Genomic DNA, 13,906 nt, shown 5'->3' on the forward strand with positions numbered 1-13,906 from the left:
AAAATGAAGCTATTAGATCAAATTAAAAACTATGCCGATATCTTACGGCTAACAAAGATGAAAAACGAACCAGAAGCAGTGCTTCATCAGGCACAGATAGATAAACCATCTTATCAGGAATTTGCATTACAGCTCTTGCAAAGAGAGGTGCAGCACAGAAAGAAAACAGATCTTGACAGGAGAATGAAATTAGCCCGATTACCCAAAGATCACAACCTGGACAAGTATGACTTTAACATGGCAAGTGGTATGACTGTGCCTCAACTGAAACAATTACGGGAATTATTATGGATGGAACAAAATTATAACCTGATACTAATGGGCCCCTCCGGAACAGGAAAAACGTATGTGGCGGCAGGACTGATTAACGATGCTGTAAAATCTGGTCATAAAGCTTACTTTATCACAATGGAGGAACTAATAACGGTGTTAAAAATGAAAGAAATGATATCTGGTGCGCTTAACACTTATAATCGTCTTTTAAAGGCTCATTTAGTGGCTATAGACGATATAATGCTTTTTCCTATTAAGAAACATGAAGCAGTTGCATTTTTCAACCTGATAAATCATCTGCACGAACAAACGTCTGTAATAATCACAACAAACAAATCCCCTCAGCAATGGGCAGAAATGCTCGATGATGAAGTCTTGGCAACTGCTTTGTTAGATAGATTATTGTTTAAATGTGAAGTTGTAAAACTCGAAGGTAAAAGTTACAGAATGGAAAACAGAAAAACAATCTTCGAGCAGCAATCAACCCTCTGATTGCCTCGGTCGCTAAGCTCCCTCAACAATCAGAGGGTTGATTAATATATTTTTTATTGTAGAATGATGGTTTACTGTTACGAAAAATTGATGGTTTTAAATTTGCTATTTTCAAACAGAGCCTAAGATGAGAATATCAATATGCTTGTAACTTAAAAATAATCATCGTTTTAGAGTGAACTATTTTTTACTTCGTACTTGGTATATTGCTTGCTTTTAATATTTCCATATATGTCCTTTTTATCATTGCCATAAAAAGGACCAAAAAGGTCTAGAACAATAGATCACTACCTCCCCGGCATCAGCTTCCCTTTCCGTCCGGCACACACTTCTTTCGCACTAGGCCAACCGCACTACCACCTCAAGTGCGCCCAGGAAAACTTCTCGCCAACGCCGGCCCCGGGGCTATTGTTCTGGCCAACCCTGCAATCGATTTGTTGGAGGTTGGGTATTTAAATGGGGATTATTCAATCATTGAGAGTTATTGAATATGGTTTTTATAATTGAGAACTTCTATGTTTTACTTGAATGCATTTATTAAATTGGAAATATTGATTCTGTATAGAGAGGATAGATTGATTCTTTTGATACACACCTTGCTCTTGCAACTTATTGATATGTTCTTTTTATTCGGGAAGGTTTATTTTCAAAGGCCCTCATGATCAGGCTTCGCCGAATTATTCGGGAAGGCTTGTTTTAAAGGTCCTCATGATAACTGCGTCATTGTCATTGCCACAAAAAGAATCCCAAAGGTCTAGAATAATTGATCACCACCTCCCCTACATCAGCGAACCCAAATGATGTATTAGAACTTTGTCATGAGCATTGAAATGGCAATAAAAAGAAGGCTTTTCTGAGACGAGGCATAGCACCGCTATGGTGAGTTGAAGAAAAGTAACGAAGTGACTTCTTTTGAAGCCATTTAAAGGCGTAATAGATTTTCTAATGCATTTTCCGGGTTCATAGCCTCTCGCCAGCGCCGGCCCCGGGGCTATTGTTCTGGCCTGCCCTGCGGTTCATTAATTGATAGCTTTGTACATTAATGGAAGATATTTATTAAATGAGAAACACAACTATAACAACTTCAACAACTCCACGACTTTAACAACTCCGCAACTTTACCAGCTCACCAACCTAACAAGCTAACATCTTTACCAGCTCGCCAACTATAACAACTCGCCACCTCATGCGTCTTGCGCCTTGCAACACCCATAAAGCAAAAAAAAAAGAGCAACTGGATAAAATCCAATTGCTCTCTTGTAAGATGGGCGGCGACCTACTCTCCCACTGTACGCAGTACCATCGGCGCTAACGGGCTTAACTTCTCTGTTCGGAATGGGAAGAGGTGGAGCCCCGTCGCTATAACCACCTGAATATTGTTATATTCCTTTATATTTTTTATTGTCACATCGGCTACAATCAAAATCACATTTCGGCGCTTAATGCTCCAACTAAAAGTTTCGGGCAATTAGTACCGCTCGGCTTTGGTGTTACCACCTTTACACCTACGGCCTATCAACGTCGTAGTCTACAACGTCCCTAATAAGGATATCTCATCTTGAAGCAGGCTTCGTGCTTAGATGCTTTCAGCACTTATCCCTTCCACACATAGCTACCCAGCGATGCTCCTGGCGGAACAACTGGTGTACCAGAGGTATGTCCAACGCGGTCCTCTCGTACTAACGTCAGGTCTTCTCAAATATCCTACGCCCACAACAGATAGGGACCGAACTGTCTCACGACGTTCTGAACCCAGCTCGCGTGCCACTTTAATGGGCGAACAGCCCAACCCTTGGGACCTTCTCCAGCCCCAGGATGTGACGAGCCGACATCGAGGTGCCAAACCGCTCCGTCGATATGAGCTCTTGGGAGCGATCAGCCTGTTATCCCCGGAGTACCTTTTATCCTTTGAGCGATGGCCCTTCCATGCGGAACCACCGGATCACTATGTCCTACTTTCGTACCTGGTCGGCTTGTCGGCCTCACAGTCAAGCTTCCTTGTGCCATTACACTCCACGGACGGTTACCAATCGTCCTGAGGAAACCTTTGAAAGCCTCCGTTACTCTTTTGGAGGCGACCACCCCAGTCAAACTACCCACCAAACAATGTCCGGATTAATCCGTTAGGCCACAGATAAGCAAAGGGACGTATTTCAAGGGCGGCTAAACTACACCTGGCGATGCAGCATCAAAGCCTCCGTCCTATCCTACACATTACTTACCCACAACCAATGTTAAGTTGCAGTAAAGGTTCACGGGGTCTTTCCGTCCCGTTGCGGGTAATCGGCATCTTCACCGATACTACAATTTCACCGAGCTCATGGCCGAGACAGTGCGCACATCGTTACACCATTCGTGCAGGTCGGAACTTACCCGACAAGGAATTTCGCTACCTTAGGACCGTTATAGTTACGGCCGCCGTTTACTGGGGCTTCAATTCAATGCTTCGTCGAAACTAACATCTCCTCTTAACCTTCCAGCACCGGGCAGGTGTCAGGCCTTATACCTCTTCTTTCGAATTTGCAAAGCCATGTGTTTTTGATAAACAGTCGCATGCGCCATTTCTCTGCGGCCAGCCTAAACTGGCGCCCCTTTTCCCGAAGTTACGGGGCTAATTTGCCGAGTTCCTTAGCCATGAATCACTCGAGCGCCTCAGTATACTCAACCCAACTACGTGTGTCCGTTTACGGTACGGGTCCCTGTACTCGCTTTTCTCGGTACCGTTTGCTCTGCTTCGCTTCGGCCGAAGCCTAGGCTCTACGTACTATTCCGTCAGTACCTAGCAGTCTCAACAATACGTCACTTTTATTGTACAGGAAGTGCAGGAATATTAACCTGCTATCCATCCACTACCCCTTTCGGGTTCGCGTTAGGTCCCGACTAACCCTGATCCGATTAGCGTTGATCAGGAAACCTGAGTCTTTCGGCGTGCGGGTTTCTCGCCCGCATTATCGTTACTTATGCCTACATTTGCTTTTCCAATTACTCCACCGGACATCGCCATCCGGCTTCTGCGTCATTGGAATGCTCCCCTACCACTGTTAATAAATTAACAATCCATAGCTTCGGTAATATGCTTATGCCCGATTATTATCCATGCTCGATCGCTCGACTAGTGAGCTGTTACGCACTCTTTAAATGAATGGCTGCTTCCAAGCCAACATCCTAGCTGTCTCTGCAATCAAACCGCGTTTGTTCAACTTAGCATATATTTGGGGACCTTAGCTGATGGTCTGGGTTCTTTCCCTTTCGGACACGGACCTTAGCACCCATGCCCTCACTCCTGTTCATCATTATACAGCATTCGGAGTTTATCAGGAGTTGATAGGCGGTGAAGCCCTCTCGTCCAATCAGTAGCTCTACCTCTGTATAACTAAAACAAGGCTGCACCTAAATGCATTTCGGGGAGTACGAGCTATTTCCAGGTTTGATTGGCCTTTCACCCCTACCCACAGTTCATCCGAAGACTTTTCAACGTCTGGCGGTTCGGTCCTCCATTCCGTGTTACCGGAACTTCAACCTGACCATGGGTAGATCACCTGGTTTCGCGTCTAGCGCAGCTGACTTATTCGCCCTATTAAGACTCGCTTTCGCTTCGGCTCCGGGACTGAGGCCCTTAACCTTGCCAACTACGACTAACTCGTAGGCTCATTATGCAAAAGGCACGCCGTCACTGATTAATCAGCTCCGACCGCTTGTAAGCGCACGGTTTCAGGTACTATTTCACTCCCCTGTTAGGGGTACTTTTCACCTTTCCCTCACGGTACTGGTTCACTATCGGTCTTTCAGGAGTATTTAGCCTTACCGGATGGGCCCGGCAAATTCAGACAGGATTTCACGTGTCCCGACCTACTCAGGATACCACTATCCTATAAAATATTACGTGTACTGGACTATCACCTTCTTTGGTCGTTCTTTCCAAAACGTTCTACTTCTATTTTATATTCATGTTGTGGTCCTATAACCCCTACAATGCCTAAACATTGTAGGTTTGGGCTAATCCCCGTTCGCTCGCCGCTACTAGGGGAATCATTATTATTTTCTTCTCCTCCAGGTACTTAGATGTTTCAGTTCCCTGGGTTTGCCCTCCTTGCGGAGTGACCGGTCATCAACCGGACGGGTTGCCCCATTCAGAAATCCACGGATCAACAAATATTTGCTTCTCCCCGTGGCTTATCGCAGCTTATCACGTCTTTCGTCGCCTCTGAAAGCCTAGGCATCCACCGTGCGCCCTTGCTTACTTTCTTGTTGGTTGATCCTTAACGATCTGCGTTAAGGCCAACTTATGATTTTGATTGTTTTGCCAATATGTCAATGTACGTTTTGTCCCGTTTTGGACAACGTGGAATACACAAAATTTGATAACTGTTCATCTTTAATAATTGTAAGTCTCTCTCCAGAAAGGAGGTGTTCCAGCCACACCTTCCGGTACGGCTACCTTGTTACGACTTAACCCTAGTTACCAGTTTTACCCTAGGCCGCTCCTTGCGGTAACGGACTTCAGGTACCCTCGGCTTCCATGGTTTGACGGGCGGTGTGTACAAGGCCCGGGAACGTATTCACCGCATCATGGCTGATATGCGATTACTAGCGAATCCAGCTTCACGGAGTCGAGTTGCAGACTCCGATCCGAACTGAGACCGGGTTTAGGGATTAGCATCATGTCGCCATGTAGCTGCCCTTTGTACCGGCCATTGTAACACGTGTGTAGCCCTGGACGTAAGGGCCGTGCTGATTTGACGTCATCCCCACCTTCCTCGCGGTTTACACCGGCAGTCTTGTTAGAGTCCCCACCTCTACGTGCTGGTAACTAACAATAGGGGTTGCGCTCGTTATGGGACTTAACCCGACACCTCACGGCACGAGCTGACGACAACCATGCAGCACCTTGTAAGCAGTCCGAAGAAAAGAATATCTCTACTCTATGCAGCCTACATTTAAGTCCAGGTAAGGTTCCTCGCGTATCATCGAATTAAACCACATGTTCCTCCGCTTGTGCGGGCCCCCGTCAATTCCTTTGAGTTTCATTGTTGCCAACGTACTCCCCAGGTGGATTACTTAATGCTTTCGCTCAGTCGCTGACCATGTATTGCCAACAACGAGTAATCATCGTTTACGGCGTGGACTACCAGGGTATCTAATCCTGTTCGCTACCCACGCTTTCGTGCATCAGCGTCAATTATAGCTTAGTAAGCTGCCTTCGCAATCGGTGTTCTGTGTTATATCTATGCATTTCACCGCTACACAACACATTCCGCCTACCTCAACTAAATTCAAGACTAACAGTATCAATGGCAGTTTTACGGTTGAGCCGCAAGATTTCACCACTGACTTATTAGTCCGCCTACGCACCCTTTAAACCCAATAAATCCGGATAACGCTCGCATCCTCCGTATTACCGCGGCTGCTGGCACGGAGTTAGCCGATGCTTATTCGTACGGTACCGGCAAATATCTACTCGTAGATACGTTTCTTCCCGTACAAAAGCAGTTTACAACCCATAGGGCCGTCTTCCTGCACGCGACATGGCTGGTTCAGCCTTGCGGCCATTGACCAATATTCCTCACTGCTGCCTCCCGTAGGAGTCTGGTCCGTGTCTCAGTACCAGTGTGGGGGACCTTCCTCTCAGAACCCCTAGACATCGTCGCCTTGGTAAGCCGTTACCTTACCAACTAGCTAATGTCACGCATGACCATCTTTTACCGCCGAAGCTTTATATAATTTACCATGCGGTAAAATATAACCATGGGGCATTAATCCAAATTTCTCCGGGCTATTCCCCTGTAAAAGGTAGGTTTCATACGCGTTACGCACCCGTGCGCCGGTCGTCATCTGTAGCAAGCTACAATGTTACCCCTCGACTTGCATGTGTTAGGCCTGTCGCTAGCGTTCATCCTGAGCCAGGATCAAACTCTTCGTTGTATAAAAATTATCTGTATAGATCTAGTAAACTATTTCTATATCTGTTATTCTTTACAAGAGCCTTACTCAAAGAATCACTCTGTTATTTTTCCTTTTGTGCATTCCAATATTTTCAAAGAACGTCGATAAGTCTCCTTATCGTCTTTATATCTTTTAGGTCTAAAACCTAAGTTCAATCTGTTTGTTAAAACTAACCGATGTTAGTTTATCGCTGTAAAAGCGGATGCAAAGATAACAACTTTATTCCCTTAATTCCAAATGTTTTTTGAGAAAAATTGAAAATTAATTTTTTCGCTTTATTCCTTTCCAAACCCCTGTATTTAAACAGTTTTAAAGACTTCATTCTTATCAGTTTTTTATCCTTTTTTGCTACCGTTTTAGCGGCTGCAAAGATAAAGGTTTTTATTGAATCTACAAAATAAAATTTAAAAATATTTTTCAGACTCTTTTTTAACTCCTCATCCGTCCTTAAAACACCTTATTATCAATGTTTTTTAATCCCTTCTTTTACCTCAATATCTCAGTTGTTTCTCTCGCCTTTCGTTCAAAGCGGGTGCAAAGAAAGAGACTTTATTTCGTAATTCCTAACCTTTCCCTTCTCTTTTTTTTAATCGAACTTGAAAGGTAATACCTAAGCAATATATTGTCAAGTATTTACAGCTAAATGTTTTTTTATTCTTTTTTTATGTCGTACTGAATATGGTTTCTTCAAATCAGTCAAACAACCAGTACACAAAGGCCTAATAGATTTTATATTGCATTTTCCGGGTTCTTAGCCTCTCGCCAGCGCCGGCCCCAAGGCTATTGTTCTGGCCTGCCCTGTGGTCTTTTGACTGATTGTTGGGTGTTTAAATGGGGATTATTCATTTATTGAGAGTTATTGAATATGGTTATGACTAAACTGTAACTTCTTGTTTTTTAATCGAATAATGTCTATAAATGGGAAGTTATAGTTTACAAAGCGAGAGTAATATCTCTACTTATATGACATATATCTTGCTCCTTAAATTTCTATATTTGTTCTTTTTATCATTGCCATAAAAAGAACCAAAAAGGTCTAGAACAATAGATCACTATCAGCCCTACATCAACTTCCCTTTTCGTCCGGCGCACTACCACCTCAAGTGCGCCCAGGGAAGTCTCTCGCCAGCGCCGGCCCCGGGGCTATTGTTCTGGCCTACCCTGCAGTCGATTTGTTGGAGGTTGGGTATCTAAATGGGGATTATTCATTCATTGAGAGTTATTGAATATGGTTATGGATACGTTGTCACCCTCTATGTTTTACTTGAATTTGTTTTCAAGATTAGAAATTATCGACATGTCCTTTTTATTCGGGAAGGTTTGTTTTAAAGGTCCTCATGATCAGGCTTCGCCGAATTGTCATTACCATAAAAGGAACCAAAAAAGTCTAGAACAATAGATCACTATCAGCCCGCATCAACCAACCCAAATGATGTATTAGAACTTCGTTATGAGCGTTAAAATGGCAATAAAAGAAGGCTTTTCTGAGACGAGGCATAGCACCAGCTATGGTGAGTTGAAGAAAAGTGACGAAGTGACTTCTTTTGAAGCCATTTTAAGGCGTAATAGATTTTCTAATGCAGCTTTTGGGTTATCTTTCCGTCCAGCGCACTACCACCTCAAGTGCGCCCAGGGAAGCCTCTCGCCAGCGCCGGCCCCAAGGCTATTGTTCTGGCCTGCCCTGTGGTCTTTTACTGATAGTTTCATATACGAATGGAAGATATCTATTAAATGAGAAATACAACTCAGCCACTCCACGACTTTACCGGCTCGCCAATCTAACAAGCTAAAATCTTTACCAACTTCAACAACTCGCCAACTTCAACAACTTAACAACTCGCCAACTTCAAGCCTCTCGCCAACGCCGGCCACGGCTATTGTTCTGGCCTACCCTGCGGTCTTTTGACTGATAATTTTGTATATAAATAGAAGATATCCTTTGGATGAGAGAGCTTAAATATAGATTTTTATAATTGAGAACTTCTATGCTGTACTTGAAGTTCTATTAAAAAAGAAGGCTTGCAATACCTGAGAGACACAACTTCAACAACTCCACGACTTTACCGGCTCGCCAACCTAACAAGCTAACAACTTCAACAACTTAACAACTCGCCAACTTCAAGCTTCTCGCCAACGCCGGCCACGGGGCTATTGTTCTGGCCTACCCTGCGGTCTTTTGACTGATAATTTTGTATATAAATAGAAGATATCCTTTGGATGAGAGAGCTTAAACATAGATTTTTATAATTGAGAACTTCTATGCTGTACTTGAAGTTCTATTAAAAAAGAAGGCTTGCAATACCTGAGAGACACAACTTCAACAACTCCACGACTTTACCGGCTCGCCAACCTAACAAGCTAACAACTTCAACAACTTAACAACTCGCCAACTTCAAGCTTCTCGCCAACGCCGGCCACGGGGCTATTGTTCTGGCCAACCCTGCGGTCTTTTTACCGATTGTTGGGTTTTTAAGTGAGAATTATCGTTTGTTGAGAAATGTTGAATCTGGTTAGGGATGAGTTGTAACTACTTTTATTTTACTTGAAGTCTTTTCAATATTGAACTGTCTCCATATGTTCTTTTTGTCATTGCCACAAAAAGAACCAAAAAGGTCTAGAACAATAGATCGCTATCAGCCCTACATCAACTTCCCTTTCCGTCCAGCGCACTACCACCTCAAGTGCGCCCAGGGAAGCCTCTCGCCAGCGCCGGCCCCGGGGCTATTGTTCTGGCCTGCCCTGCGGTCTTTTACTGATAGTTTCATATACGAATGGAAGATATCTATTAAATGAGAAATACAACTCAGCCACTCCACGACTTTACCGGCTCGCCAACCTAACAAGCTAACAAGCTAAAAACTTTACCAACTTCAACAACTCCACGATTTTACCAGCTCGCCAACTTAACAACTTATTAAAAAGGTCTAAAACAATGGATCACTATCAACCCACATCAGTGAACCCAATTGATGTTTCAGACCCCCGAAATAGATTCTCTACTAAATTTTGGAGTTCAACCAACATTTGCCAAGGAGGCGACAACATGCTCCAGAATGTCCAAAAGACATGCTTCTCGAGAAAAGAAGCATCAATTAATTACACTATAAAATGGCAGTGTTTGTCTATCTAATCATATTGATGTCTTCTCTCATCTGTTTCCTAAATACAAAATACATAATTATATATAAGAACATTCCAAGCGTAAAAAACAATCCAGGACTTAGTTGGCTTTCTTTTTTGCTATCCATATGTATTATGTATTTCAAATAAAATAATCAGTTCACTATACTTTGATCTGTTTTTCAATAATATCTCATATTTTACTTAATGAAACGGTTCTTTCTCCATAAAGACTAAACCTAAATTCAAGAAAATAAAATACTTGGCTGGCATTTACACGAATGATCATTCGATCTAAAATAGTCGCTGAATCTTGCAAGCAGGACCGCCCCCAGCCTACACTCCCCTTACATCCCAGCAACACAAATAACGCTACAAATAGTAGCTAATATTTCGTGCTAATTGGTATGAATAATTCCATTTTCTATGATCCATATCTTTTACATATACTTTTTTAAGAATCCAATTACCTGTTCCATCATATTTATATTTTATCCTTTCTGCCTTAATTAATGATCTATCCTTAGCATAAGTAATCACCCTAGTTGGATTATAAAAAGAGTCGTAATATGTTTCTGTTATAATGCTTTCTTGCGGCTCAGACGAATTAACAACCATTAATCCCCCATATGAAGTTTTTATGCCATAATTGGTCATTCTATTAACACGATTTTTTTTATCATATTGATAAATTACTTTCGAGAAACTAAGTGCAGGAATACTTGTAATTTCCTGTAAATTACCTTTTTTGTCATATTTATAATGGATTTCACTAGTATTACCATCAGCGTAACCCCCTACCTCAGTATTTGATATCTTAATTAATTTATCATTCTCATCATAATCCATACTAAACAAGGTAGTTTTCATCGTATCTCCTTGTTGAATAAAAATAGATTTTTTTACTCTATTATTTTTATCTAAGACTTTTATATGTTCTGTATTATATCCACCCTTGTTGATAACAGAATATTGCTTCTTAATCCAGCCAACTATTTCATCATCCTCTTTTATTGAATCCAAAGAATACGTTATTTGGACTTGATTGTTATTGCCCACGGTTCTCACTTCCTTCCTTAAAATTGTATCGTTAGTATATGTCTTAACAATACGAATATCTAAACTTCCATCATCATTAAAAGATTCATATCGCGTTATAAAACCTTTGTTATTAAACTCTTTATTTATCACTTTCTTATCCATACGGTCATCAATGGAAGAATCATCCGTTTTATCCGTTTTATAGGTCGTATATGTCTTTACTTTTCCTAATAACAACTCTCTATCATAATCGTTTTCTTGATCGAAATATCGGGATGTTAATTGAATACTTTTGCAACTTGATAATAATATAATAATTACTAATATTGGTACTATGTGCTTCATTATTGTCAAAAAAAATGTTAACTATAATTTTGTCCAAAAATAAAGACAAATTAAACAAATTCAAAAAGTACCTCTATAAATCATAAGCAACAATTACTATTAAACAGACATGGTTATTGCATTTTCTGTATTCTGATGCGCCTCATAAGAGTCACTTTACTTAACAATTACTTCATCAATCTCCCATGTTCCTTTATTTGTATTTACGGCTGGTTGTATAGCAATCTGCATCAATTTCTCATTTACCTCTTTAAAACTGGACAATTTTATGGTATAGGTATTAAACTCTGTATCATTAGAAGATATCGGAATGGAAATCCATCCCTCTTTATCCCAATCAACTGGTTCTGTACATTCTTGCCAAAAATTTCGCCCCATATCTCTGGAGAAGATTGCGATTTTAAGCTGGTCAGCATAACTACTATTTCTCATTGTAATTGTAATTTCAGATAAGCCATTGGTGGTCGTATACAGCCATGGTGCACTCTGAACCAACGCATTAACTGCTGTAACATTACCTGTAAGCACGCCATCATTAAAATAAATACTCGTTCCTGCTATCGCTTTCCAGCCCATGGTACTTCGACTAAACTTAAATGGTCTACCTGGTCCTGGGTACCACCGGTCATTTACGGGCACACGAATCGTTCCATCATCATTAAAGAAAACAGGCTTCAGACTAGCCCCACGATAGAAAGCACTAATATCATGATTTTCTTGTAATACATACTTTTGTCCATGCCAATCAAAAAAACTAGTATGTCCACCTTTCAAAAAGGCACCTTTAAAAGTATAAGGACCATATAAATTATCTGCCATCGCATAACGAGATCCAAACACCAAATAGTATTTACTATTACGCTTAAAAAGAGTAGGTTTATCCTCCGCATTATAAGGCCTACCATTCTTGTCTTGTATTAGAATTTGTTTTGGATCTGTTGTTAAACTCATCATATCTTCGGCCAAGGTTGCCATATAATATTTACCCACACCAAAACAGATAGAGTAAACACCATTCTCCTCATATATTTCCGGATCATAAGGGTGTACGGGAACAATACCCTTGGGAAGCAAAGGTCTGCCCAATAGATCTTTATAGTCTCCATCAATTCTATCAGCCACAAGCACTCCGGTATCTATATTACGATTTGAAAAAAACCAATAATACTTCCCATTTCGTTTAGTGATATCACCTGCCCAACAGTTAGGTTTATCACCTATATAAGTATTTTCAGGCAAGATACTATGATGATATTTAAAAGTACGCAAATCTGTAGATGACCAAATCTCCCATCTATCCATGGGGAAAGATCCTTGTGGCTCCCAACTCATATCATGCCCACATATAAACCATAAGGTATCATTTTCTACCCAAGCATGCGGATCTGCCATCCCATGTTCAGGAACCATAATGTCCACAAGAATAGCGTCCGAATCATTCATATTCCATTCCCTATCACTGCTTAAGCAAACCGGTGATTCCTGAGATGATGCAGATAGAGATATAATTACCAACACCCATAATAATCGCAAAGTTTTCATATACTCTAATTAATTACAAATTTTTAAGCCACTATTTCAGTGGAGCTATTAATATTTTTCTCTCTCGGGTCAAGACATATGTAATCTTGACTGTAAGGCGTTTTATTTTTTACAACGCTATAAATTGTTCTCAACATTTTATTTGACACATTATTCATAATTAAATAATGAGGTTTGCCCTCTAACTTTTTCTTTTCGTAATACAGCCTATATTCTTTATTGTGCTTGACAGCAGACTTAGCACCCATATAAAGGAGAGCCTTTAGTTTTCGATCTCCAAACGGGCTTATTTTTGCTTTGCCGACCATCTTTCCTGACGCATTGGGGAAAGGGCAAATCCCCACATATGAAGATGCCTTTCGAGCGGTGTCAATCACAAGAAAGTTCCCTGTTTTAATAATCAAATCCGTGGCTATAACAGGCCCTATTCCTTTTACGCTGACAACTAGTTCATAATTGTCGTTCAGTTCATTGTTTGCCGTTATTATAGCTTCTATTTCACTTTCTACTTCTTCTATCTCTTTGTTTAAATTGAATATAGCTTTATCTGCATATTTATGTGCACTTACGCTTTGTATGGGCACATTGGAACGACCGTGCTCTCCTGTTCTTAAAACCTTTCTTGCCTTCACTAATTGAGAACGCAGTGTATACAAACTTTTCAATTCAACTATCTCTTCTGAATCGTACTGCTTGTATTTTAACTTATCAAAGAATCGCTCTCCATATTCTCGTATTCTAGCGGCATCTATATCATCAGACTTTCCCTTTATCATACCTAGGCTATGCTTTATGGTATAACCCGGTATCAAGGCTATATCTATTCCTAACTGGTTGCATAAATAAACCAATAAGTCTCCATAGGAACCTGTATGCTCAACACACAATACGGCATCTTCTGATACGTTCTCTAAGAACTTTGATATGGCACTTAGTCTGTTCTTCACTTGTTTCTTCTTTTCTTTTCCATTCTTGTCAATAAAGTTTACATCAAACTTTTCCATTGATAAATCAATTCCATATACTTGCATAAACATTTTGTTTTATGCTCCGTATTGAGTGGCTAACATCGTGATAGTGGGTTCTGCCCTAAATACTCTCTGGCTTTTACTCAATAATCTGCTGTTCTTAATATGAAACTTAGATTCAA

Annotated in this window: 4 protein-coding genes and 3 rRNA genes; 1 reads left to right on the plus strand and 6 read right to left on the minus strand. The window is 41.0% G+C overall.

The genetic code is table 11. The features are described 5' to 3' along the window. Positions 1-3: 3 nt before the first annotated feature. Positions 4-765, plus strand: coding sequence for an IS21-like element helper ATPase IstB (gene istB / locus CYTFE_RS0108505; RefSeq protein WP_027471462.1), 762 nt, complete (start codon positions 4-6; stop codon positions 763-765). A gap of 1,263 nt (positions 766-2,028) precedes the next feature. Here istB and rrf read toward each other — a convergent pair. The 6 genes from rrf to CYTFE_RS0108540 all read right to left on the minus strand — a co-directional run bounded on the left by rrf (position 2,029) and on the right by CYTFE_RS0108540 (position 13,787). Then, positions 2,029-2,138: ribosomal RNA gene (rrf, locus tag CYTFE_RS0108510) — 5S ribosomal RNA — on the minus strand. Between the two features lie 76 nt (positions 2,139-2,214). Beyond that, a 23S ribosomal RNA gene (locus CYTFE_RS0108515) occupies positions 2,215-5,012 on the minus strand. Between the two features lie 153 nt (positions 5,013-5,165). Then, positions 5,166-6,687 (minus strand): 16S ribosomal RNA (locus tag CYTFE_RS0108520). The 16S, 23S and 5S rRNA genes sit together here, the layout of an rRNA operon. Positions 6,688-10,200: 3,513 nt before the next feature. Continuing rightward, entirely contained in the window at positions 10,201-11,214 is a 1,014-nt protein-coding gene (locus CYTFE_RS0108530; RefSeq protein ID WP_027471463.1) for a hypothetical protein, read from the minus strand. Positions 11,215-11,370: 156 nt separating this feature from the next. Beyond that, positions 11,371-12,756: a family 43 glycosylhydrolase gene (locus CYTFE_RS28590; RefSeq protein WP_052343094.1), complete on the minus strand. Its 1,386-nt coding sequence runs from the start codon at positions 12,754-12,756 to the stop codon at positions 11,371-11,373. 23 nt (positions 12,757-12,779) lie between these two features. After that, positions 12,780-13,787 carry an IS110 family RNA-guided transposase gene (locus tag CYTFE_RS0108540; RefSeq protein WP_044262557.1) on the minus strand — a complete coding sequence of 336 codons (1,008 nt, stop codon included), beginning with the start codon at positions 13,785-13,787 and terminating at the stop codon, positions 12,780-12,782. Positions 13,788-13,906 lie beyond the last annotated feature (119 nt).

The organism is Saccharicrinis fermentans DSM 9555 = JCM 21142, assembly GCF_000517085.1.
Taxonomy (GTDB): Bacteria; Bacteroidota; Bacteroidia; order Bacteroidales; family Marinilabiliaceae; genus Saccharicrinis; species Saccharicrinis fermentans.